General features: G+C 40.8%; 24 protein-coding genes. 19 read left to right on the forward strand and 5 right to left on the reverse strand.

From position 1 onward, the window contains the following. The first annotated feature begins 1 nt into the window (after window position 1). Genes thiO through ACZ9AO_RS01795 form a run of 4 tightly spaced genes read left to right on the forward strand, consistent with a single transcriptional unit; the run spans window position 2 to window position 3,129 of the window. A complete protein-coding gene (gene thiO / locus ACZ9AO_RS01780; RefSeq protein WP_476108317.1) occupies window positions 2-1,126 on the forward strand; it encodes a glycine oxidase ThiO in 1,125 nt (374 codons plus the stop codon). A gap of 14 nt (window positions 1,127-1,140) precedes the next feature. Then, window positions 1,141-1,344, forward strand: a complete 204-nt coding sequence (gene thiS, locus ACZ9AO_RS01785) for a sulfur carrier protein ThiS (RefSeq protein WP_063593343.1) — start codon at window positions 1,141-1,143, stop codon at window positions 1,342-1,344. 1 nt (window position 1,345) lies between these two features. After that, on the forward strand, window positions 1,346-2,113 hold the full coding sequence (locus ACZ9AO_RS01790; RefSeq protein ID WP_251539288.1) for a thiazole synthase: 768 nt from the start codon (window positions 1,346-1,348) through the stop codon (window positions 2,111-2,113). After that, complete coding sequence (locus tag ACZ9AO_RS01795) at window positions 2,110-3,129, forward strand: thiazole biosynthesis adenylyltransferase ThiF (protein WP_476108318.1); 1,020 nt, start codon at window positions 2,110-2,112, stop codon at window positions 3,127-3,129. Before ACZ9AO_RS01790 ends, ACZ9AO_RS01795 begins: the two co-directional genes overlap by 4 nt. A gap of 183 nt (window positions 3,130-3,312) precedes the next feature. Here the strand turns inward: ACZ9AO_RS01795 and ACZ9AO_RS01800 are convergent, their stop codons facing one another. Then, complete coding sequence (locus ACZ9AO_RS01800) at window positions 3,313-3,456, reverse strand: small acid-soluble spore protein P (protein ID WP_063576391.1); 144 nt, start codon at window positions 3,454-3,456, stop codon at window positions 3,313-3,315. A 116-nt stretch (window positions 3,457-3,572) separates the two neighbouring features. Between ACZ9AO_RS01800 and ACZ9AO_RS01805 the strand changes: the two genes are divergently transcribed. After that, window positions 3,573-3,836 carry a hypothetical protein gene (locus ACZ9AO_RS01805; RefSeq protein WP_048678629.1) on the forward strand — a complete coding sequence of 88 codons (264 nt, stop codon included), beginning with the start codon at window positions 3,573-3,575 and terminating at the stop codon, window positions 3,834-3,836. A gap of 162 nt (window positions 3,837-3,998) precedes the next feature. Here ACZ9AO_RS01805 and sspO read toward each other — a convergent pair whose 3' ends face one another. Beyond that, entirely contained in the window at window positions 3,999-4,151 is a 153-nt protein-coding gene (gene sspO, locus ACZ9AO_RS01810; protein WP_034312428.1) for a small acid-soluble spore protein O, read from the reverse strand. A gap of 385 nt (window positions 4,152-4,536) precedes the next feature. On the opposite strand from sspO, the gene acnA reads away from it, so the two are divergent. The 7 genes from acnA to ACZ9AO_RS01845 all read left to right on the forward strand — a co-directional run bounded on the left by acnA (window position 4,537) and on the right by ACZ9AO_RS01845 (window position 9,953). Beyond that, window positions 4,537-7,248: an aconitate hydratase AcnA gene (gene acnA, locus ACZ9AO_RS01815; RefSeq protein ID WP_476108319.1), complete on the forward strand. Its 2,712-nt coding sequence runs from the start codon at window positions 4,537-4,539 to the stop codon at window positions 7,246-7,248. A gap of 206 nt (window positions 7,249-7,454) precedes the next feature. Continuing rightward, entirely contained in the window at window positions 7,455-7,988 is a 534-nt protein-coding gene (locus ACZ9AO_RS01820; protein WP_053534825.1) for a redoxin domain-containing protein, read from the forward strand. Between the two features lie 342 nt (window positions 7,989-8,330). Continuing rightward, complete coding sequence (locus tag ACZ9AO_RS01825) at window positions 8,331-8,459, forward strand: FbpB family small basic protein (RefSeq protein ID WP_072272906.1); 129 nt, start codon at window positions 8,331-8,333, stop codon at window positions 8,457-8,459. Window positions 8,460-8,600: 141 nt separating this feature from the next. Continuing rightward, complete coding sequence (locus ACZ9AO_RS01830) at window positions 8,601-8,744, forward strand: acid-soluble spore protein N (RefSeq protein WP_057275900.1); 144 nt, start codon at window positions 8,601-8,603, stop codon at window positions 8,742-8,744. A 62-nt stretch (window positions 8,745-8,806) separates the two neighbouring features. Then, complete coding sequence (gene tlp / locus ACZ9AO_RS01835) at window positions 8,807-9,052, forward strand: small acid-soluble spore protein Tlp (protein ID WP_048678618.1); 246 nt, start codon at window positions 8,807-8,809, stop codon at window positions 9,050-9,052. A gap of 151 nt (window positions 9,053-9,203) precedes the next feature. Further along, on the forward strand, window positions 9,204-9,635 hold the full coding sequence (locus ACZ9AO_RS01840; RefSeq protein ID WP_034312417.1) for an acyl-CoA thioesterase: 432 nt from the start codon (window positions 9,204-9,206) through the stop codon (window positions 9,633-9,635). Between the two features lie 24 nt (window positions 9,636-9,659). Further along, the gene (locus tag ACZ9AO_RS01845) at window positions 9,660-9,953 is read left to right on the forward strand and encodes a hypothetical protein (RefSeq protein WP_054396157.1); all 294 of its coding nucleotides are present in this window, start codon (window positions 9,660-9,662) and stop codon (window positions 9,951-9,953) included. Between the two features lie 37 nt (window positions 9,954-9,990). Here the strand turns inward: ACZ9AO_RS01845 and ACZ9AO_RS01850 are convergent, their stop codons facing one another. Continuing rightward, a complete protein-coding gene (locus tag ACZ9AO_RS01850; RefSeq protein WP_034312410.1) occupies window positions 9,991-10,287 on the reverse strand; it encodes a HesB/YadR/YfhF family protein in 297 nt (98 codons plus the stop codon). Between the two features lie 90 nt (window positions 10,288-10,377). Between ACZ9AO_RS01850 and ACZ9AO_RS01855 the strand changes: the two genes are divergently transcribed. Then, window positions 10,378-10,863, forward strand: coding sequence for an NUDIX hydrolase (locus tag ACZ9AO_RS01855; protein WP_251539292.1), 486 nt, complete (start codon window positions 10,378-10,380; stop codon window positions 10,861-10,863). 247 nt (window positions 10,864-11,110) lie between these two features. Here ACZ9AO_RS01855 and ACZ9AO_RS01860 read toward each other — a convergent pair whose 3' ends face one another. Continuing rightward, window positions 11,111-11,260, reverse strand: a complete 150-nt coding sequence (locus ACZ9AO_RS01860; RefSeq protein WP_065310839.1) for a YycC family protein — start codon at window positions 11,258-11,260, stop codon at window positions 11,111-11,113. 325 nt (window positions 11,261-11,585) lie between these two features. On the opposite strand from ACZ9AO_RS01860, the gene ACZ9AO_RS01865 reads away from it, so the two are divergent. After that, window positions 11,586-12,884: a protoglobin domain-containing protein gene (locus ACZ9AO_RS01865; protein ID WP_476108320.1), complete on the forward strand. Its 1,299-nt coding sequence runs from the start codon at window positions 11,586-11,588 to the stop codon at window positions 12,882-12,884. 56 nt (window positions 12,885-12,940) lie between these two features. Here the strand turns inward: ACZ9AO_RS01865 and plsY are convergent, their stop codons facing one another. Beyond that, entirely contained in the window at window positions 12,941-13,528 is a 588-nt protein-coding gene (gene plsY / locus ACZ9AO_RS01870; RefSeq protein WP_095393705.1) for a glycerol-3-phosphate 1-O-acyltransferase PlsY, read from the reverse strand. 491 nt (window positions 13,529-14,019) lie between these two features. Between plsY and ACZ9AO_RS01875 the strand changes: the two genes are divergently transcribed. The 5 genes from ACZ9AO_RS01875 to ACZ9AO_RS01895 all read left to right on the forward strand — a co-directional run bounded on the left by ACZ9AO_RS01875 (window position 14,020) and on the right by ACZ9AO_RS01895 (window position 22,340). Then, the gene (locus ACZ9AO_RS01875; protein WP_034312397.1) at window positions 14,020-14,430 is read left to right on the forward strand and encodes a CoA-binding protein; all 411 of its coding nucleotides are present in this window, start codon (window positions 14,020-14,022) and stop codon (window positions 14,428-14,430) included. Between the two features lie 383 nt (window positions 14,431-14,813). Further along, a complete protein-coding gene (gene parE / locus ACZ9AO_RS01880; RefSeq protein ID WP_048678600.1) occupies window positions 14,814-16,799 on the forward strand; it encodes a DNA topoisomerase IV subunit B in 1,986 nt (661 codons plus the stop codon). Then, window positions 16,789-19,233 (forward strand): DNA topoisomerase IV subunit A, encoded by a 2,445-nt coding sequence (gene parC / locus ACZ9AO_RS01885; RefSeq protein WP_048678599.1) that lies wholly within the window; start codon window positions 16,789-16,791, stop codon window positions 19,231-19,233. Before parE ends, parC begins: the two co-directional genes overlap by 11 nt. A gap of 314 nt (window positions 19,234-19,547) precedes the next feature. After that, on the forward strand, window positions 19,548-21,143 hold the full coding sequence (locus ACZ9AO_RS01890) for a long-chain-fatty-acid--CoA ligase (RefSeq protein ID WP_476108321.1): 1,596 nt from the start codon (window positions 19,548-19,550) through the stop codon (window positions 21,141-21,143). Between the two features lie 45 nt (window positions 21,144-21,188). After that, window positions 21,189-22,340: an acyl-CoA dehydrogenase family protein gene (locus ACZ9AO_RS01895; RefSeq protein WP_034312386.1), complete on the forward strand. Its 1,152-nt coding sequence runs from the start codon at window positions 21,189-21,191 to the stop codon at window positions 22,338-22,340. The last annotated feature ends 17 nt before the right edge of the window (window positions 22,341-22,357 follow it).

A 22,357-nucleotide genomic window follows, 5' to 3' on the forward strand; every position in this document is an offset into this window, starting at 1 on the left:
GATGAATTCCATATATGATGCAATCATTGTAGGGGGAGGAGTAATAGGTGGGTCCATTGCATTTCAATTAGCCAAGCGAGGTAAAAAGGTCCTTTTATTGGAAAAAGACAGACTTGCCAGTAAAGCATCCAGTGCTGCAGCCGGGATGTTAGGGGCACAAGCTGAGTTAGATGCTGATAATCCCCTTTTTACATTGGCAAGCCGAAGCAGGGGGATGTTTCCTGCACTTGCGGAAGAATTAAAAGACATAAGTGGAATAGACATCGAATTAGTGAACAAGGGCATGTTTAAGGTGGCGCTATCGAGTGATCAAGTAGCGGAGTTGAAGAACATGATCAGAGTCCAGCAAGATGCGGGACTTGAGGCTGAATGGCTATCGACCGCCGAAATAAGGAAAACGGAACCGCTTTTATCGGATGAGATAAAAGGAGCCATGTTCATTCCGAATGATGGACAAGTTTCAGCCACGAGGCTGTCGCTCGCTTTTACTGAATCTGCAGCTGCACTTGGTGTGGATATAAAGGAATTTGTTCATGTCTCCAATCTGGTTACGGAAAACGGATGTGTAACGGGAGTCGTCACGGACATAGGTGGATTTTCAAGTGAAAATGTCATCGTGGCAGGTGGCGCTTGGAGTGCTTTCCTTCTAGAAAAATCAGGGATCAGACTCGACAGTTATCCAGTAAAGGGAGAGTGCTTTTCCGTCCTGACCGATCGTCCATTGCTTGAAAAGACAATCTTCACACATGGCTGCTATCTTGTGCCCAAAGTTGGCGGAAGAATCATTGTCGGGGCAACGGTTAAAGCGAACACTTTCGATCAAAAGGTAAGTCTTGAGGGGATTTCTACGTTAATTGAAAGAGCAACGCAATTGCTTCCGGCGATTAAAGGAACCGAATTGGAAAAGACATGGGCAGGTATACGCCCCCAAACTGGGGACGGCTTGCCGTACTTTGGTGAACATCCGGCATGCAAAGGACTTTTCATTGCAACGGGGCACTATAGGAATGGCATCTTGCTTTCTCCAATTACAGGTGTACTAATAGCGGATATTTTGGAAAGGAAGGCAAATCCCGAATGGTCCCCTTTTAGATTGGACCGTTCGATACAGCCCCTTTTTACTTGATGGAGGTGGATGAATTGGAATTAACTATTAACGGGGAAAAAATAAGGATTCCTGCTGAAGAATCAACAGTTACAGGGCTTTTACAACACTTTAATCTACATCAAAAAGTAGTGATCGTTGAATTGAATGATGAAATATTAGCAAAAGAAAGTCTAAGTGAAACACTTTTGTCAAATGGAGACAAGGTAGAGATTGTACATTTTGTAGGAGGCGGATGATATGTTAAAGATTGGTTCTCATGAATTTTCTTCAAGATTATTATTAGGTACTGGAAAATATCCAAATTTCGATGTTCAAAAACAATCAGTGGAGGTTTCGGAGACGGAAATATTAACATTCGCGGTCCGGAGAATGAACATTTTTGAAGCCAGTCAGCCCAATTTTTTGGAAAAGCTTGATTTGAAGAAATACACACTCCTTCCCAATACGGCAGGAGCTAAAACAGCCAAAGAAGCAGTGCGCATAGCCCAGCTTGCAAAAGCATCTGGCTTATGTGACATGATTAAGGTTGAAGTCATTGGCTGTCAAAAAACACTGCTGCCTGACCCGATTGAAACATTGAAAGCTGCTGAAGAATTAGTGAAGCTGGGATTCACCGTATTACCTTATACTTCGGATGATGTCTTGCTCGCTAAACGCCTGGAAGAAGTGGGGTGCCATGCAATCATGCCCGGAGCTTCACCAATTGGCTCTGGTCAAGGCATTATAAACCCACTGAACTTACGGTTCATCATGGAACAATCAGAGGTGCCGGTAATTGTTGATGCAGGGATCGGAACACCCTCTGATGCAGCAATCGCCATGGAATTAGGGGCGGATGGCGTATTACTTAACACTGCTGTTTCCGGAGCAAAAGACCCAGTCAAAATGGCGAGGGCAATGAAACTTGCCATTGAGGCAGGGCGATTGGGGTATGAAGCAGGAAGAATCGAAAAGAATGATTATGCGATTGCCAGCAGCCCGGTTGAAGGATTGAGCATTGGATGAATGAGCGTTATTCACGTCAAGAACTTTTTGGTCCTATTGGGGAAGAAGGGCAAATGAAAATTCGCAAAAAACACGTTTTGGTGATTGGAGCGGGTGCTCTCGGTACGGGAACTGCGGAAGGCCTTGTACGAGCCGGAATTGGGAAACTCACCATTGTTGACAGGGATTATGTAGAGTGGAGCAACCTTCAAAGACAACAGCTTTATTGTGAAGATGATGCACAAAAAAGAATACCGAAAGCAGTGGCAGCGAAGAATCGCCTGAATGCGCTTAATTCAGATGTAATCGTAAAATCACTTGTGGCGGATGTTTCGGTTGATGGATTGGCGAAGCTTGTTGAAGGCGTGGATTTGATATTGGATGCCACTGATAATTTCGATACAAGGATGCTTATTAACGATACTGCACAAAAATATAAAATCCCCTGGATTTACGGTGCCTGTGTAGGGAGTTATGGGATAAGTTACACGGTAATCCCAGAGACGACACCATGTTTGAATTGTTTGCTGGAAACGGTCCCGATTGGAGGACTGACTTGTGATACGGCGGGAATCATCAGCCCTGCCGTTCAAACGGTCGTTGCCCATCAAATGGTGGAAGCTTTAAAAATCCTTGTCGAAGATCATGAATCGCTGAGAAACAAAATCGTTTCATTTGATCTTTGGAAAAATGAACATTCATCCATAAATGTAGCGAAATTAAAAAAGGATACTTGTTTGTCATGTGGGTCAAATCGAACGTATCCCCACCTCTCTTATTCAAATCGAACAAAGACCGCCGTTTTATGCGGAAGGGATTCTGTCCAAATCAGGCCGGCAGTGAAGGTTGAAAGAGACTTAGCGGAACTCGAAAATAATCTTATCGCACAAGGTGGTAAGATCGACAGGAATCCTTATTTACTTTCATTTACCATTGGAACCCATCGGTTGGTCGTTTTTAAAGACGGGCGGGCGTTGATTCATGGAACAAAAAATATTGCAGAAGCAAAAACGTTATATCATCGTTATTTTGGCTGAAATGGCACCGACTTGCAATTCACGTTTATACCCGTGAAAGAGTGCCAAAAAAAGATGCCCTTATAATAGGAAGGTATCGAACATTTTCCCAATGTGACTTATTTGCTCAGAAATATAAAACGAAAGCGGTGTCTGCCTTTTTGGGGCGGCACCGCTTTGTTATGGAACGATTATATAAGCAGCTTACATATCATGACTGCTATTATGCTTCTGACGGGAGTGCTGCCTGTTTTTCACCTTATGAGAACCGCTTAACGGTGCTGGTTGACCTGGGTTATTTCCTTTAGGAGCATTTTTTCGCATATCTTTACCATCGTTTTTGTTCATGTTCGATCCCTCCTATCTCTTAAGATAATCAGTCCGTGAAATTTTATTCACATACATATATTTGCAAACCTCGTACATGCTATTGATGGACACTATATTTAAGGAGCTGATTCCAAATGCAGGATAAACAAGATAAGCGAAGGACTTTCCAGGAAGCCCAGCAAAGTTATCAACAAGTATTTGATGTTTACTCATCCATTGAGAAAAGCGCACCGAATTACGGAACGGAATTGAAACATGTGAAGCAGGAAGTGAACGAGGCCTATCAACAAATACAATCTGCTTTAGTCACCGCTTCCGAACATCAGAAAGAACAATTGAAAAAATTCGAACAGGATATCCAGGCAATCGTCAATGAGGTCAATTCTGAGGACTATTGAGTGACAGGTTCTTTCGTCATGAGTCCATGCGCATTAGTCGTGAGTTTTGCGCGTTTTACTTGTGCATTTCCTGATTTTAGAAAGGAATAGGCTTTTTGAAAAATGCAGGACATCTGCCATTTCAAAAAGCCTATCCTATTTAAAGCCTAGAAATGAGGGGAATCATTGGTTTTTCTTTCTTTTTTTATTGTTTTGTCTTTGCATTTCCGATAATGGCGGTTCATTTCCCAGTTCATCATTGTATCCAGCCCCATTACCTTGCGCTTTTGCTGCATTCATACCTGGTATAACATGATTTGCTTTTTGTTTTGTCATTTCGACACCTCCACCCATAGAATGCGATAATGTCGAATGATTATGTATGAAGTATCAATATGTTTTGCTGGAATAATTTATCAGGCCGAAAATAGGGTTATTTTCAAGAAAATGCATATCAGCAAGGCTTCTTACATGCACTTTAATATGTGGGGGATTTTTTTCTATAAGAGAAACTTATCAAAAACAATAACTTTCTTGTTATTTACTTATACTCATTTCTATATTAGTATTAAGTTGAAGGAAGAGTTAGGGTGGGAGAAGAGAGAGAAAATTCGACAAACTAACTTTTTTACTTATATTTATAGTAAACATGGTTTCAGTGGACCAGGTTTTACTTTCATGTGCAGAATACGTTCTGACAGTTTAATAGGGGGTAATATTCATGACGAAAAATGACGTATACCAAGCGCGTAGGTCCTTTGAAATTGATGGGCAACGCTACAACTACTACAGCCTAGACGCTATTGAAAAAGCAGGGGATGGCCAAGTATCACGCCTTCCATATTCCATTAAAGTATTACTTGAAGCGGTACTTCGCCAAGTAGACGGAAGAGTAATCACAAAAGAACACGTTGCGAACCTTGCTAAATGGGGAACAAGCGAGCAACAAGATATAGATGTTCCGTTCAAGCCTTCACGTGTAATCCTACAAGATTTCACTGGTGTTCCAGTTGTTGTTGATTTAGCTTCTTTACGTAATGCTTTCGCAGCACTTGGTGGAGATCCTGACAAAATCAACCCGGAAATCCCGGTTGACCTTGTAATTGACCACTCTGTACAAGTCGATAAAGCGGGTACAATGGATTCCCTAGATGCCAATATGGATCTTGAATTCGAACGTAATGCAGAGCGTTACCAGTTCCTAAGCTGGGCTCAAAAATCATTCAACAACTATCGTGCAGTTCCACCGGCAACTGGTATCGTTCACCAAGTTAACCTAGAGTACCTTGCGAACGTGGTTCATGCTGTTGAAACTCCAAACGGTGACTTCGAAGTATTCCCTGATTCTGTTTTCGGTACAGATTCACATACTACAATGATCAACGGTATTGGTGTTCTTGGTTGGGGTGTCGGCGGTATCGAAGCAGAAGCAGGCATGCTTGGACAGCCTTCTTACTTCCCAGTTCCAAAAGTCGTTGGTGTTAAACTGACTGGCCAACTTCCTAAAGGTACAACAGCTACTGACCTTGCATTGAAAGTAACACAAGTTCTTCGTGCACATGGCGTAGTTGGTAAATTCGTTGAGTTCTACGGCCCAGGAGTAGGTTACCTTCCACTTGCTGACCGTGCAACAATCGCTAACATGGCTCCTGAATACGGTGCTACAGTTGGTTTCTTCCCTGTTGATGCAGAAGCGATCGATTACATGCGCTTAACTGGCCGTGATGAAAAACAAATTAAAGTGGTTGAATCATACTGCAAAGAAAATGGTTTGTTCTACTCTCCTGAAAACGAAGATCCAGCATACAATGATGTTGTGGAAATCGACCTTTCAGCAATTGAACCAAACCTTTCAGGCCCTAAACGCCCGCAAGATTTGATTCCACTTTCTCAAATGAAAAAATCTTTCCATGACGCAATCAATGCACCTATGGGCAACCAAGGTTTTGGCATGGACAATTCTGAATTGGATAAAGAAGTAACTGTTAAATTTGCCGATGGCAAAGAAACGGTAATGAAAACAGGTGCGATTGCAATTGCTGCAATCACAAGCTGTACGAACACTTCTAACCCGTACGTAATGCTTGGAGCAGGTCTTATTGCTAAAAAAGCAGTTGAAAAAGGCTTGACTGTTCCGGATTATGTAAAAACATCATTGGCACCAGGTTCTAAAGTTGTTACTGGTTACCTTCGTGATGCAGGTCTTCAACCATACCTTGATCAATTAGGATTCAACGTAGTTGGTTACGGCTGTACAACATGTATCGGTAACTCAGGTCCATTGGCTGACGAAATCGAAGCAGCTGTTGCTGAGGCAGATCTTCTGGTAACTTCAGTACTTTCTGGTAACCGTAACTTTGAAGGCCGTATTCATCCACTAGTTAAAGCGAACTATCTTGCTTCTCCAACTTTGGTTGTTGCATATGCACTTGCTGGTACTGTGGACTTCGATCTTAACAATGATTCACTTGGTAAAGATAAAGATGGTAACGATGTATATCTTGCTGATATCTGGCCATCACAAGAAGAAGTTAACGCTGCTGTTAAAGCAACAGTTACACCGGAATTATTCCGTAAAGAATACGAAACAGTATTCAACGATAACAAACGTTGGAATGAAATCCAAACAAGCAACGAAGCGATTTATGCTTTCGATTCTAAATCAACATACATTCAAAATCCTCCATTCTTTGAAGGATTATCACCAGAACCGGGTTCAGTTAACCCACTTTCCGGCTTGCGTGTAGTTGGTAAATTCGGTGACTCAGTTACAACTGACCACATTTCTCCTGCAGGTGCAATCGGTAAAGATACACCAGCTGGTATCTATCTTCGTGAAAACGGTGTGAAACCGCGTGACTTTAACTCTTACGGTTCTCGTCGTGGTAACCATGAAGCGATGATGCGCGGAACATTCGCAAACATCCGTATCCGTAACCAAGTTGCTCCAGGTACAGAAGGTGGATACACAACTTACTGGCCAACAGGCGATGTAATGGCTATCTATGATGCTTGTATGAAATACAAAGCTGATGGAACAGGTCTTGCAGTAATCGCTGGTAAAGACTATGGTATGGGAAGCTCTCGTGACTGGGCTGCGAAAGGTACTAACCTTCTTGGCATCAAAACAGTCATCGCTGAAAGCTTTGAACGTATTCACCGTTCTAACCTTGCATTAATGGGTGTTCTTCCACTTCAATTCAAAGAAGGCGAAAACGCTGAAACGCTTGGATTGACTGGTAAAGAAGCGATCGCAGTTAAAATCGACGAAACAGTTAAACCGCGTGATATCGTAAAAGTTACAGCTACTGATGAAGCTGGAAACGTAAAAGAATTTGATGTACTTGTTCGTTTCGATTCCGAAATCGAAATCGACTACTACCGTCACGGTGGTATCCTTCAAATGGTATTACGTAATAAATTAAAAGGCTGATTTCAGCTTTTGGGAAGCGGTAAACCTATTATAGGTTTACCGCTTTTTTTTTGTGTCAAGTTTATGAAACAATGAGATATCATGATATGATTTATAGGAATTGCACTTTTCCGCATACCCTTTTATTGTTAAGATGGAATAGGGAAGTTGTTCTAATTCTGGAAATGGACTAATATTTTTATTGTAATGGGACTAGGAGGACGAGTATGCTTAAAAAAATTATTGCTTCGGTGGCCTTACTATCACTTATTACTGTAGCGATCGTGCAGGCGATGGATAATGAATCGAAGGGAAATGACGAAAAAGATGCTTTGGGCGGATTGAAAATTGGAGCTAAAGCACCGAATTTCTCCCTGAAAACTTTGGATGGTAAACAAGTTGAATTATCGGATTATGAGGGCAAAAAGGTAATGCTCAATTTTTGGGCAACGTGGTGCCCGCCTTGCAAGAAGGAAATGCCGGATATGGAGAAATACACACAACAAGCGGGTGATGATGTCGTCGTACTTGCAGTCAATATTGACCCTGAAAATGATGTACAAGCATTTGTGGAGGATAATGGAATTACTTTTACCATACCGCTGGACAGTCAAAGTGCAAAAAATCCAGTGAATGAGCGCTACAAAATTCTTAGCATACCGACAACTTACTTCATCGACAAAAAAGGCATTATCAGGAATAAGGTAATTTCAGCCATGACATTAAAAGATATGGAACGAAATATAAATAGTATGCAGTAGGGGAACTTTATGTAGTTAGCGAAACTCCTGCCAACCGAGCTAGATGCCTGGCGGCAGTCGGAGGAATGTTTTTGAATACAGTCTGACGGAACCTTTATGAGGTTCCGTTTTATTGTATGTTAACAAAGTTGTCAAACTTTAATGGAAAAATCAAAAAAATTAAAAAATTATTGTTAATGTTCATGGAAAAAGGGTTAAAGTATAGAGAGCGGATAAATGGAATTTTAATCAGGTTAAAAATCTGATAATTATGACAATTCAAGGGATGGAAACCATATAGTCATAATTTTACGTTAATTTGGCAATACTGAAAATTATATTAAAAATAAGTAGGTGAAAAGCATGAAAAAAAGAAAAAGGACATTTGAAGAATTAATTAAAGAAAACAAAAGGGAATTATTGATGGACGTTAAGCAAATGGAAAGACTTGAGGAACGTCTTGAAAAAAAACATATGCAAAAGGCTGAATAGGTTTTGCTTAAAAAGAGCCAGTGCCATGAAGGTCCCTTCAAGGTGCTGGCTCTTTTTTCATGGCTTTTTCAAAAACTGGCATTCATGAATTTCCTCTTTTTTATCCATGATAAGAGAAGGATAAGAGAAGGAGGCGATAAAATGGGTAATCCAAAAAAAGATTCCAAACACTTTAGACCGAGCCATCTAGGGACACAACCAATAGCAGCAGGTGGGAATAACGGTAAGAAAATGCAGGACAAATCCGGGAAACATCCTCAGGTCATTCAAACTAAAGGCGAGTAATCAAGGCTTAATAAAGTAATCGTAATAATATTATGTAAATAATAAAACATGAGGTGAAAATAATGGGCACAAATAAGCACAATCCGGATAATCGTTTAGATAATGTTGAAAAAATTCAAGATGCAATAGAAAATACGGAAGAGAACATAACCGCTGCAAATGAAACGTTATCATTCTCTTCAGGGGAAGAAAAACAGGCAATTCAGGCTAAAAATGAACGAAGAAGAAAGAGCATTGATGGAATGAAGGAAGAAATGCAAGATGAGCAAGAAGCACGGGAAAGCGGTTATAGTAACGATAATATTTAAACAAAAAGGGGAGAAAGAGATGAGAAATCTTTCTCCCCTTTCATTTTAGGTTCAACGCAGGGAATCAGTCTATAAAGACAGCTTAAATGAAATTTGCACAATTGTTATGATAAAATGTTTATTGCAAGAGAAATGAAAGTGGGGAAATAAAATGTTCATAGCAGAAAACGAAATTGAAGTGCGGTATGCAGAGACAGATCAAATGGGTGTTGTTTACCATGCGAATTATTTAATATGGATGGAACTAGGCAGGACAAAATTGATAAATGATTTAGGGTTTTATTATGCTGATATGGAAGCGGATGGCATCCTCTCACCTGTTATGGATATTCAGGCTTCGTATAAAACCCCTGTTAGATATGGTGATAAGGTAAAAATTAAAACCTGGATTGAAAAATATGATGGTTTACGCGTCGTTTATGGGTATGAGATCGTTAATGGGAAAAATGAAGTGGCGGCTACAGGTCATTCTTCCCACGTTTGCGTTAAAAAGGAGAGCTTCCGCCCGATATCCATTAAACGCATGTATCCTGAATGGCATGAGGCCTATGAGAAAAATAAAAAGCAGGATGAATTGGTTTAATTACAATTATTGAGGTGATCAAAAATGGCTTTTGGGATTAAACGGGTAGACGTGGTAGCCTGGAAGCAGAAAATCGATCAAGGCCAAATAGCTTTTTTAACTCATTATTGGCTGGATGACCGATTTCCCGGTTGCAAGACGGTAACAAAGGTCGGATGCAAGGATTTAAGGCGTTTATCGGAGTGGGGTAAGCAATACGGGCTAAAAAAAGAGTGGATTCATCACAGGAAGGATGGCTATTCTCATTTTGATCTTTTAGGGGATAAACAAGCGGAAATTCTTAGGGCGGAAGATATTGAAGAGCGCCTGCTCGATTGAACAAGAAAAAACAGCAGTTTACACCGCTGCTTTATTGTCAAGCACTCTTTTCATATTGAAATTCTGGTTCCGTCAGTTTTTCATTAAAAGTAATAAGTAAATCGTGGCCATCAAAGTACCATAAATCTTTTTCTTCTACATAAAAATTAATCTCGTTCATAGTCGTTGCGGCCGCTGCATTTTCCGGTTCTTCTTGCATGATACCTAATGAAAAGCCGCTTTGGACGGTACTATGCCCGCCATATCTTACATAAAAGCGCAAATGAGAGCCTTCTTGAAGCCCCAGTTCATCAATATACCACTTAGCTGCTTGATCGGAAATGGTCAGTTTCATACTCATTCTCCTTCCTAGAGGTTCGTTATTTAAGTATAAAGTAATTATGCAGTAGATGCGAATAATGTGCGTTTAAGAAAGGAAATAACCATGGATATTATATATAATATTTGTTTCATAACTCGAAAAAGATCCAACGAAGACGAAGTGTTGATGCTATTTCGCCAAAAGGATCCCAATCGGCATAAATGGAATGGCATAGGCGGGAAAATAGAAAAAGGTGAAACCATCGATGAATCGATGGAACGCGAAATTCTTGAAGAAACTGGATTGAAAGTAAGGGGGATGAGCTTTCGAGGGATCGTGACATGGAATGAAACAGGTGGAATGTATGTTTACAGAGCTGAAGATGCAGGGGGAGGGCTATCTGCCTGTGATGAAGGGGAACTTGCCTGGAAGCCATTTCAATGGGTTATGGAGGCAAGTGAAGTTGTGTCCAACATAAAGTATTACCTGAAAGATATATTACAGGATGAACCACCACAAGAATTTGCATGTACCTATGAAAATGAACAATTAATATCAGTCAAAAAGAAGCCTCTGCCTGATATGGCAAAAGAATTGACTTTCAATTGAAAACCGCCCATGTGCGGTTTTTTTGCCTTTTTGATTCCTGAGCCCTTTAACAAAGTGGCAGGGGAATATTGATATATTTATGAAGCAAGACTCTGAAATTATATATTGTGAGGATTAAACGAAATGCCATCTAATTAATTTCCTTATAAAGACGGGGCTTGTAAAAGGGAATCCGGAAATGGTATTACCCGTAAGATCGTTTCGTACCCATATGAGCACACACAAAAATAGCTGCAGATTCCTGCAGCTATTTTGTATTGCCTTTTTCTTTTGCTTCAGCCTCGGCAAGCTTTCTCAGCAAGACTGGTGTAGGCATATGCATGATTTGCTCTAAAGGCAAGTTTAGTGACTTGGATAACTTTAATGCAGTTTCCGGTGATATTTGCAATGGCTTCATGGCACTTTCTCCTAACGATATGTAATAACTAGTTCCAGTGTAGCCTCTGTTCAACAATTATTCAATCCTTACTTGACTCTTTCTCCATTAAACGAATTCCAAACCATTCTTTCGATTTGAAGTTAATGTAAAAATAATTTAGGTCCTTTTACCTTGACAAAAGAATCTTGTAGAGTCCAGAATGAAATATAAATAGTCTGAATGAATCATTTTTTTGGGGTAATCTGATTTCCTTTCAATTAAACGGATATAAAGAACCACATTTTGCTGTTGGGATATAATGGATTAGCTTTGTCATGATTTACAAAATCAGGGGGAGTGGGATATGGGCATTTTCATAAAAGTGAAGCCAATAAAAGCAAACTGGTTTCAAAAAGCAAATGAAACAGATGGCATATTGGATGTAAGCAGTGAACAGGTGAAACTTCAGGTTAATATCATCGATTTAACGGAATACGATTTAAAGCTGATCCATGCTTTTAGAGAGGCAATCGAACCCCAGGTTGAGGGAGTTGTGGATGCCTTTTATCAATCGATTCTGCAGGTTCCTGAATTGAAAGGGATTATAACGGCGCACAGCACAGTGGGAAGATTGAGAAAAACGTTAATTACTCATATGTTATCTCTATTCAATGGTGTGATTGACGATGATTTTGTTAAATTGCGGACAAAGGTGGCGAAGACTCATTATCGTATTGGCTTACAGCCCCGGTGGTATTCATCCGGTTTTCAAAATGTACAGAATCACTTGCAAAGAATTGTCTTTGAACAAACCAAGAATGAAGATGAGCAGCGGGCATTAATATCAGCGATAGGAAAGATACTCAATCTCGAACAGCAATTAGTCCTTGAGGCATATGAAGTGGAACATTTAAAGGCTAGGGAAAATCAATATAAAGAAATAAAAGAGGAAGTAAAAAGGAAAATCTCGTTAGTTAGTGAAGAAGTCTTGTATTTAAGTGAAGAAACGGATGCTTCCGTTAAGCAATTGATAGAAAACGGGCAATTTGTCAAAATGCAGATCGCAACGCGCGCTGAACAATCACTTCGTTCAAAAACAATGGCTGAAGAGGGGCAGAAGCGTATGCAGATCTTAACGGAAAAGATACAAAACCTTGTTAATTTCATGAAAAATGTTGATGAAAAGATCGTTTTATTAAACCAATCTTTCTTAAGCATCACCGAGTTTGTTAAGCTTGTACAGGGAATGGCCGACCAGACAAATTTACTATCATTGAACTCAGCCATCGAGGCAGCACGGGCAGGTGAACATGGTAATGGATTTGCGGTTGTTTCGAATGAGGTCAGGAAACTTGCTGAACAGACTAAAAAATCGATAGCTGAAATAGATGCAATCGTGCAATCATCAAATGAATACATGAAAGATGTTGTTGATTCTGTCCTAAGGGTTAAAGAAGTGGTTCAAGCAGGTGAGAAGGAATCTGGATTAACGGAAAATTCCTTCAATGAAATAATCGGAGTCATCAAAGGGAATATAACGGATTCTGCAGAAATGGAAATGACAATCCAGGGATTAGTGTCAATCATCCAGGAAATCGGTAGCGCTACTGAAAAGGTTTCGAGGCATGCCAGTATCCTGAATAACACGGCAAATGAATTGTAGAAAGTAAAATAGGCCCATGCATACGGGCCTATCTTCACATGGTAATGCACATGTTCTTATAACCATTTTACTTTAGGTTCAGTTTTATCGATAATCCGCTTGATGTTTGCACGATGCCGGTAAAAAATGAAGATCGTTATTATACCGATTACAATAATAAGCGGCAAATCACCAGTATGAAACACTAAACTGTAGATGAGAGCAAGTAGACAAGCAATCATGGAAGAAAGCGAGACATATTTGGATATGTATAAGGATATGAAGAATATGAAAACGGCAAAAACGAAAAATAATGGTTCATATGCAAGAATGACACCAGCAGAAGTTGCAACAGCTTTACCGCCCCGAAAGTTTGCGAAAATGGGAAACATATGACCGATGACCGCAAAAACTCCGGCTAGCAATGGATTCATTCCCAGACCAAGCATATCCGGCAGAAAAGTTGCTAGGGTACCCTTAAGAATATCCATGGTAGTAACGGTTAGTCCTGCCTTGACACCAAGTGTCCTGAAGGTATTTGTCCCGCCTAGATTTTTACTGCCATGCTCCCGGATGTCGATTTTGTAAAATGTTTTACCGATTATTAAACCGGACGGAATCGAACCGATCAGGTAGGCAGCCAGTATAGTGATAAATGTAAGCATTCTATTACCCTTTCTTTAAGAAAAATCTTCTTTTTTTATCACGTTTAAGGAAGATTGTTCCCTTTTTCAAAAATAAACGTGTAGAAATAGCTAAAAACAGCCCTGAAATACCTGTTAAGCTTCTCTTATTGTAACATTTTCGTGACAAAATGGTACGGCTGTCCAAAAAAAAATCCACTAAAAAAATGAATTTTCCTTGATGGACCTACATCTTTTGATATACGTTAAGTTCATGAACGGTAAAAGGTTTAGACTTCCTTATTTTCGTAAATATAAAATGAACGATGCCTCCTTGTATAAATTGTTACAATACGTGGTAGTCTGTATGAACATAAGAAAGTTAAGTGAGTCATGCCTTTTCGAAACTTATTCTTTCTTGTATAATGATTTTTCTTAATAATGGTAATAAACAGCTTTTCTCTGTAAAATACCTTTGTTAGGAATACTCTTTAATCAAATATTACATTTTATTATAAAGGGGATTGAAAAGAATGATAGAAAATCCAAGCAGAGAAGAAATGGGAAAGATGTTGAAAAAATCGAAGCGCATCGCTGTCGTTGGTTTATCTGATAACCCTGAGCGCACTTCTTATATGGTATCGAAGGCCATGCAGGATAGCGGATATGAAATCATTCCTGTAAACCCTGCTGTATCTGAAGTGCTGGGTGTAAAGGCAGTTAAGGCACTGAAAGATATTGAAGGGCACGTCGATATCGTCAATGTTTTCCGCCGTTCAGAGTTCCTTCCGGAGATAGCCAAGGAATTTGCAGAAATCGATGCAGATATCTTTTGGGCGCAGCTAGGAGTGGAAAATGAAGAAGCCTATAATTTTTTGAAAGAAAAAGGACATACTGTCATCATGAATCGATGTATAAAAGTCGAACACGCCCTTACTAAGTAAAATGAAGAGCGGAACTTCCGCTCTTTTTTTAAGGTATCGCTTTATTTCTGGAGAAAAACTGAAAGGCAGCCATAGCGGGCATTGAGCGGTCGGGCAAAATTAAGCCATTAAAGCTTAATTTGATTAAAATAATAAAAGTATATTTGCCAAATGAAAATTTACCGCTACAATTAGAATGGTAGCTATGATACGTTTTGTTCCATACAAATGTGCTAACGCTAATAAAAAGGACAAAAAAATAGAACACTTGTTCTTTGTTCGTGAAAGTATTATACTTGTTATAATGATAATAACGTATAAATGGATTTGTTAAGCTAGTGAGTCATTTCATTGCAGTATGATTTGGCCCGGAAATTGTGTTTAGTAAGGAAAGGGGAATTTCTGTGGCAAAGAAAGTAAAAACAATCGAGTACAATGATGATGCAATTCAGGTACTGGAAGGACTCGAAGCGGTCAGAAAACGTCCCGGTATGTATATCGGCAGTACTGATGCACGCGGACTTCATCATTTAGTGTACGAGATTGTAGATAACTCCGTAGATGAGGCTTTAGCTGGATATGGAGACCAAATTAGTGTGAAAATACATAAAGATAACAGTGTAAGTGTGTCCGATAAAGGGCGTGGAATGCCTATTGGCATGCATAAATTAGGTAAACCGACGCCTGAGGTCATTTTAACGATTCTTCATGCTGGAGGTAAATTTGGACAAGGCGGATATAAAACGAGTGGAGGCCTTCATGGAGTCGGTGCTTCGGTCGTTAACGCGTTGTCTGAATGGCTTGTCGTGACAATCAAGAGGGACGGGTTCATTTACGAACAACGTTTTTTCAATGGCGGAAAGCCAGAAACCACACTGGAGAAAATCGGCAAAACAAATCAAGCTGGGACCAAAATCCACTTCAAGCCCGATCCTAAAATATTTTCGGTGACGACTTTTAATTATGAGATCCTGTGTGAGCGTCTTCGCGAATCAGCTTTTCTTTTAAAAGGCATGAAGATAGAATTGACGGATGAGCGTAACGACCATAATGAAATTTTCCACTATGAAAATGGCATTGAAGCGTTTGTCGATTATTTAAATGAAGAGAAAGAAACACTCCATAGTGTAGTCAGCTTAGAAGGGGAACAAAATGGGATTGAAGTCGAACTTGCCTTTCAATTCAACGATGGTTATTCAGAAAATATTCTAAGCTTCGTGAATAACGTTCGTACAAAAGACGGAGGCACCCATGAGATTGGTGCAAAAACGGCCATGACAAGGGCATTTAATGATTATGCCAGAAAAATGGGGCTATTAAAGGAAAAAGATAAAAACCTCGAAGGTACCGATATACGTGAAGGCTTGTCTTCAATCATTTCAGTGCGCATCCCTGAAGAACTTCTTCAATTCGAAGGACAAACCAAAAGCAAGCTTGGAACCAGCGAAGCCCGTTCTGCAGTCGATTCCATCGTATCAGAGCACCTAGCCTACTTTTTTGAAGAAGATCCGACCACGAGTACCCTATTGGTTAAAAAAGCGATTAAAGCGTTCCAGGCAAGGGAAGCGGCACGCAAAGCCCGTGAAGACGCAAGAAGCGGGAAAAAACGGAAAAAATCCGATGCCATCCTTTCCGGGAAATTAACACCAGCCCAATCGAAAAATCCCGAACGAAATGAATTGTATCTTGTAGAAGGTGACTCTGCTGGGGGGTCCGCTAAACAAGGGCGGGATCGCCGTTTCCAAGCAGTTCTACCTTTGCGGGGTAAAGTTATCAATACGGAAAAGGCAAAACTGGCGGATATTTTTAAAAACGAGGAAATAAATACAATCATCCATGCCATCGGCGGAGGTGTCGGGGCGGAGTTCAATACGCCGGACACTAACTATGATAAAGTGATCATCATGACTGATGCCGATACGGATGGGGCCCATATCCAAGTGCTGCTGCTGACTTTCTTTTACCGATATATGAAGCCGTTAATAGAGTCAGGAAAGGTTTACATTGCCTTGCCCCCTTTATATAAAGTGAGCAAAGGGACAGGGAAGAAAGAAGTCATTGAATATGCTTGGAGCGATGAGGAGCTCCAGGGAGCGATAGACAAGGTGGGGAAAGGCTATATGATTCAGCGCTATAAAGGGCTGGGTGAGATGAATGCCGATCAATTATGGGATACGACCATGAACCCGGAAACAAGGACATTGATACGTGTGAAGATCGATGATGGAGCACGTGCAGAAAGACGTGTGACAACTTTGATGGGAGATAAGGTTGAACCGCGTCGTAAGTGGATTGAAGCCAATGTCGCTTTTGGTCTCGAAGAGGAATCGAATATTTTAGATAATGAAAATATGTCGATTGAAGAGGAGGTCATTAACGATGGTATTTGAAGAAACGTTTCGGGATTTGCCGCTTGAAGAGGTAATTGGTGACCGCTTCGGCCGTTATAGTAAATATATTATCCAAGATCGGGCACTTCCTGATGCAAGGGACGGCTTAAAACCGGTGCAGCGCAGGATATTGTATGCGATGCATGTCGAAGGAAACACTCAGGAAAAAGGATTCAGGAAATCCGCAAAAACGGTCGGTAATGTAATCGGTAACTATCACCCTCACGGAGATTCATCCGTTTATGAGGCAATGGTTCGGATGAGCCAAGACTGGAAGCTGCGGAAGGTCATGGTCCAAATGCACGGAAACAATGGTAGCATTGATGGTGATCCGCCTGCTGCGATGCGGTATACGGAAGCAAGGCTTTCATCGATTGCCTCCGAGATGCTGCGGGATATTGAAAAAAGGACGGTCGATTTTGTACCGAACTTTGATGATACTTCAGAAGAGCCCATTGTATTGCCTGCAATGTTCCCTAACCTGCTTGTAAACGGCTCTACAGGAATTTCAGCCGGCTATGCCACTGAAATCCCCCCACATCAACTAGGTGAAGTCATTGATGCTGCCATTATGCGAATCGATAAGCCGGAAGCGACAGTCGCTGATTTAATGACTGTCATTAAAGGGCCGGATTTTCCTACTGGCGGTATCATTCAAGGAATTGAGGGCATTCGTAAGGCCTATGAAACAGGTAAAGGGAAAATAATCATTCGCGGGTTGGCGGAAGTGGAAACGATTCGGGGCGGCAAACAGCAAATCGTCATCACTGAAATCCCATATGAAGTCAATAAAGCAAACCTTGTTAAGAAAATGGATGAATTCCGTCTAGACCGGAAAGTGGAAGGTATCGCCGAAGTAAGGGATGAGACCGACCGTACAGGACTGCGCATTGTCATCGAACTGAAAAAAGAAGCAGATGCAAATGGAGTTCTGCATTATTTATACAAAAATTCCGATCTCCAAATTGCATACAATTTCAATATGGTTGCGATTTATAAAAAACGGCCAACATTGATGAGCCTGCCTAAAATGCTCGATGCTTATATCGAACACCGTAAAGAGGTAATCGTGAACCGTTCACGTTATGAGCTGCAAAAGGCACATGACAGGGCACATATCGTCGATGGATTGGTGAAAGCTTTATCCATATTAGATGAAGTCATCGCTGTCATCCGGGCTTCTAAAGACAAACGGAACGCTAAAGATAACCTCATAGCTAAATTTGCTTTTACAGAAGCGCAAGCTGAAGCCATTGTCTCCTTGCAGTTATATAGGCTGACAAATACGGACATTACAGCACTTGAAGCAGAGGCAGCGGAATTGAAGGACAAAATTGAGGAATTGACAAAGATTCTTGGCAGTGAAAAAGTTCTTCTTCAAGTAATTAAAAAAGAACTTCGATTCATTAAAAAGGGCTTTGATGACGGACGGCGTTCCAAAATCGAAAAAGAGATTGAAGAAATCAAAATAAATCTTGAAGTCTTGATTGCGAGTGAAGACGTGATGGTTACCGTTACGAAAGAAGGCTATGTCAAACGGACATCGTTACGATCTTATGCAGCGTCAGGAGGTCTTGATTTTGGCATGAAGGATTCCGATCGCCTGCTCCAGAGGCTTGAGATGAATACAACAGATGTCCTGTTGCTGTTCACATCCAAAGGGAACTACCTCTATTGTCCAGTTCATCAGCTTCCTGATATTCGCTGGAAGGAAACCGGACAGCATATCGCGAACATCATTCCAATCGACAGGGAAGAACAAATCATAAAAGCGATTCCAATCAAAGATTTTACCATGCCGGAATTCTTAGTGTTCATCACGAAAAATGGCATGGTGAAAAAGACAGAATTAGCTTCCTATAAAGCCCAGCGTCATTCAAAACCGCTGGTTGGTGTCAATTTAAAAGGTGACGATGAACTGGTCGATGTCCATCATACCGATGGGCAGGCTGACCTTTTCCTAGTCACTCATAATGGCTATGGTTTATGGTTTGATGAAGAAGAAGTAAGTGTTGTCGGTGTCCGGGCAGCCGGAGTCAAAGGGATTAACTTGAAAGAAGATGACTATGTCATTGGCGGAAAAGTTTTGGCCAAGGATAGTAAAGAATCGATCTTTATCGTTACACAGCGCGGGGCCATAAAGAAAATGAAATTAACCGAGTTTGAAAAAACGAGCCGGGCAAAACGCGGTGTCGTGGTCTTGAGGGAATTGAAATCGAATCCTCATAGGGTCATTGGTTTCGATATCATTAACAAAACCGACAGTCTATTCATTCTTTCCGAAAAGGGAACCATTGAAACGATTCATGCCGCTTCATTAAAAAATCATGATCGATATACGAATGGATCATTTGTTTTTGATGAAACGGTTAGTGGAAAAGCGAAAGAATTATGGAAAATATCATTGGAAGATGACACCGCCATAGAGCAGTGAATCATTTTTTTGAACGGGATGCTGCCTTGATCAGCATCCCGTTTTATTTTCCTGAAAATGATCAGTTATATCCACAGGCCAGCACTACAGTTGAGTCTTTTTACGAAAGTAATGTCTTAATTCAAAAATGACTTATTGAGTCAAATTTAAATCCTAGTATTATGAACCTAATATTATTAAGAAAGCAGCAAATAATTCAATTTTGAATTTTAGCATTAACTGAATCAACGTATCAAAACGATTTATTTTTGGCACACTCCTTGCATATTGTTAGTATGACTTCTTTATTTTTGAATGAAGAAAGGGGAGGACCAATGGATAGACCTTGGATAAAGCATATCCCGTCCGGAAATCCAATCGAGATTGATATTCCTGAAATTTCATTGACAGAACTATTTTTTCAATCAGTCGAACAGTATTCGGATAATACAGCGGTAACGTTCATGGAGGAAAGGTATACATATTCAGAGTTGGGGAAGTTAGTGAAAAGATGTGCCCGCTTGCTTGCTGATGAAGGGATTGGAAAGGGAGATCGTGTGGCTATCATGCTTCCTAATTGTCCCCAATATCCAATTGGTTTTTTTGGAACTCTTTTGAATGGAGCCATTGTTGTCCAAATCAATCCAATGTATAAGGCGAACGAATTAATGCATGTCCTGAAAGATTCAGGTGCAAGGCACATCATTGTACTCGACGATTTATTGCCCATAGTTGAAGCCGTCATAGCTGAAACGGATGTTGAAAAGGTGTTGATCGTGTCTCTGGAAAAGGGAAAATGTGAAATGACAAAAAAACTGCTATCTGTAACAGAGGCGGATTTCACTGTGGAGATTGAACCTGCTAGAGATGTCGCCGTCCTCCAATATACTGGAGGAACGACAGGGCGTTCTAAAGGCGCGATGCTAACCCATCGTAATATCGTAGCCAATACGCTGCAAAGTGCAGCCACTTCAAGAATCAATACTCAAAAGGGGAAGGAAAGGGTACTGGGCGTTTCCCCATTATTTCATGTTTACGGCATGACTTCAGGGATGAACCTGACGTTTTATAATGGCGGGGAATTAATTCTTGTATCCCGATTTCAGGTAACGGAGATTGTCGATATTATCACTAATCTTAAACCGACTATTTTTCCAGGGGTACCGACGATGTATATTGCTTTATTACAATATTACCAGTCCCATCCATTTGATTTGCATACTTTGAAATCTTGCGTTTCGGGTTCGTCACCATTGCCATTGAATGTATTGTCAAGGTTTAACGAACTTAGTGGAACAAAGATTGCTGAGGGCTATGGACTGTCCGAGGCGTCACCAGTCACGCACCGGAATCCAGTCAGCGGCCTGCAAAAACCCGGAAGTATCGGGATTCCGATACAAAATACGGATGCAGCCATAATTGACAGCATTACAGGAGAGCCAGCCCTCTTGGTTGATACACCAGGTGAATTGGTCATTAAGGGTCCACAGGTAATGAAAGGTTATTGGGGCATGCCTGAAGAGACGCGGCAGACGATTCAAAACGGATGGCTGCATACCGGTGATATGGCCAAGATGGATGAAGATGGCTTCTTTTACATTGTGGGACGGAAGAAAGAGATGATCATCGCAGGCGGATTCAATATTTATCCAATTGAAATTGAAGATATACTATACAGCCACCCTAAGGTTCTGGAAGCTGCCGTCTTTGGCGTTCCCGATCAATATCGCGGTGAAACGGTACATGCAGCGGTAGTTCTAAAACCAAGTGAAAGAATAACTGAAAACGAATTGAAGGATTATTGCCGAAAGCAGCTCGCTGCCTTCAAGGTCCCAAAAGCGATCACATTTGAAAGTGAACTTCCGAAGACGGCGGTCGGTAAAATTTTAAAACGCAAGCTTCAAGAAAAACATATCGCTCATTCGAACTAGATATGAAAGCGTTAACAACCAATTCGCAGATAAAGGGGAATGCAAATGGACTTTCGCTTAGATGAAGACATCCTGCTACTTAAAGAAAATATACGCCAGTTTATCGAAGAACAAATCGATCCATTTTCCATGCAGATAGAGGATGAAGATCATATCCCGGAATCCATCATAAATTTATCGAAGGAAATCGGGCTATTCGGACTTAGTATCCCGGAAAGGTATGGCGGACTCGGAATCGGGATGGTGGGAAAATGTGCTTTATATGAGGAAATCGGCAAAACACATAATGGATATACCACTCTGATTGGGGCCCACACCGGTATAGGGACGGTAGGGATAGTTGAAATGGGCAATGAAATGCAAAAGGAAAAATATCTACCAGATATGGCAAGCGGTAATAGAATTGGCGCTTTTGCTTTAACTGAGCCTGCAGCGGGGTCCCATGCTACGAATCTCAAAATGACGGCGGTCAAAAATGGCGATAAATATATTTTAAATGGTACCAAGCATTATATAACGAATGCAGATGTAGCAGATATTTTTACAGTTATGGCCGTTACAGACAAAGATAAAGGGGCGAAAGGGATCACCTCATTCATAGTAGAAAAGGATTTTCCGGGTTTTAGAGTTGGTAGCCTGGAAAGGAAGATGGGTCTTCGAGGCTCACATTCGGCCGAATTATTTTTTGAAGATTGCGAGGTTCCTGCTGAAAATGTACTGGGGGACGTCGGCCAAGGGTATGTAAATGCCTTGAAAATCCTTGCAAATGGTCGGGCAGGCCTTGCTGCCCGTAATTTAGGTTCCTGTCAATACCTGCTCGATCTTTCTACCAAATATGCCACAGAACGTGAACAATTCAATGTCCCGATCATTGATCATCAAGCCGTATCCCATATGATTGCCGAGATGGCAATGGAAATAGAAGCACTTCGCTCATTCACATACAGGGTCGCATGGATGGTCGATCAGAAAGAAAAAATCATTAAAGAAGCGGCCATGCTCAAGTTGTATGGTTCGGAAGTATATAATCGTATCGCTGATAAGGCCGTTCAGATTCATGGCGGGATGGGATATATGAAGGATTATCCAGTTGAACGTTTCTATCGGGATGCCCGAATCACCAGAATATATGAAGGTACGTCCGAAATCCAAAAGAATATCATTACCGGGCAATTAAAGAGAAAATATCAAAACTAGTCTAATTGGAAAGCGGA

It is taken from the genome of Peribacillus sp. TE19612, from assembly GCF_056279465.1.

Excerpts from the sequence above, each read along its gene's own strand:
- ACZ9AO_RS01895 (WP_034312386.1), top strand. The coding sequence starts at position 21,189 with ATGGACTTTCGCTTAGATGAAGACATCCTGCTACTTAAAGAAAATATA.
- ACZ9AO_RS01790 (WP_251539288.1), top strand. The coding sequence starts at position 1,346 with ATGTTAAAGATTGGTTCTCATGAATTTTCTTCAAGATTATTATTAGGT.
- thiO (WP_476108317.1), top strand. The coding sequence starts at position 2 with ATGAATTCCATATATGATGCAATCATTGTAGGGGGAGGAGTAATAGGT.
- ACZ9AO_RS01830 (WP_057275900.1), top strand. The coding sequence starts at position 8,601 with ATGGGTAATCCAAAAAAAGATTCCAAACACTTTAGACCGAGCCATCTA.
- ACZ9AO_RS01865 (WP_476108320.1), top strand. The coding sequence starts at position 11,586 with ATGGGCATTTTCATAAAAGTGAAGCCAATAAAAGCAAACTGGTTTCAA.
- ACZ9AO_RS01860 (WP_065310839.1), bottom strand. The coding sequence starts at position 11,260 with ATGAAGCCATTGCAAATATCACCGGAAACTGCATTAAAGTTATCCAAG.
- ACZ9AO_RS01845 (WP_054396157.1), top strand. The coding sequence starts at position 9,660 with ATGGCTTTTGGGATTAAACGGGTAGACGTGGTAGCCTGGAAGCAGAAA.
- plsY (WP_095393705.1), bottom strand. The coding sequence starts at position 13,528 with ATGCTTACATTTATCACTATACTGGCTGCCTACCTGATCGGTTCGATT.
- ACZ9AO_RS01825 (WP_072272906.1), top strand. The coding sequence starts at position 8,331 with ATGAAAAAAAGAAAAAGGACATTTGAAGAATTAATTAAAGAAAACAAA.
- tlp (WP_048678618.1), top strand. The coding sequence starts at position 8,807 with ATGGGCACAAATAAGCACAATCCGGATAATCGTTTAGATAATGTTGAA.
- ACZ9AO_RS01840 (WP_034312417.1), top strand. The coding sequence starts at position 9,204 with ATGTTCATAGCAGAAAACGAAATTGAAGTGCGGTATGCAGAGACAGAT.
- ACZ9AO_RS01875 (WP_034312397.1), top strand. The coding sequence starts at position 14,020 with ATGATAGAAAATCCAAGCAGAGAAGAAATGGGAAAGATGTTGAAAAAA.
- ACZ9AO_RS01855 (WP_251539292.1), top strand. The coding sequence starts at position 10,378 with ATGGATATTATATATAATATTTGTTTCATAACTCGAAAAAGATCCAAC.
- ACZ9AO_RS01805 (WP_048678629.1), top strand. The coding sequence starts at position 3,573 with ATGCAGGATAAACAAGATAAGCGAAGGACTTTCCAGGAAGCCCAGCAA.
- sspO (WP_034312428.1), bottom strand. The coding sequence starts at position 4,151 with ATGACAAAACAAAAAGCAAATCATGTTATACCAGGTATGAATGCAGCA.
- parC (WP_048678599.1), top strand. The coding sequence starts at position 16,789 with ATGGTATTTGAAGAAACGTTTCGGGATTTGCCGCTTGAAGAGGTAATT.
- acnA (WP_476108319.1), top strand. The coding sequence starts at position 4,537 with ATGACGAAAAATGACGTATACCAAGCGCGTAGGTCCTTTGAAATTGAT.
- ACZ9AO_RS01850 (WP_034312410.1), bottom strand. The coding sequence starts at position 10,287 with ATGAAACTGACCATTTCCGATCAAGCAGCTAAGTGGTATATTGATGAA.
- ACZ9AO_RS01820 (WP_053534825.1), top strand. The coding sequence starts at position 7,455 with ATGCTTAAAAAAATTATTGCTTCGGTGGCCTTACTATCACTTATTACT.
- ACZ9AO_RS01795 (WP_476108318.1), top strand. The coding sequence starts at position 2,110 with ATGAATGAGCGTTATTCACGTCAAGAACTTTTTGGTCCTATTGGGGAA.
- ACZ9AO_RS01890 (WP_476108321.1), top strand. The coding sequence starts at position 19,548 with ATGGATAGACCTTGGATAAAGCATATCCCGTCCGGAAATCCAATCGAG.
- ACZ9AO_RS01800 (WP_063576391.1), bottom strand. The coding sequence starts at position 3,456 with ATGAACAAAAACGATGGTAAAGATATGCGAAAAAATGCTCCTAAAGGA.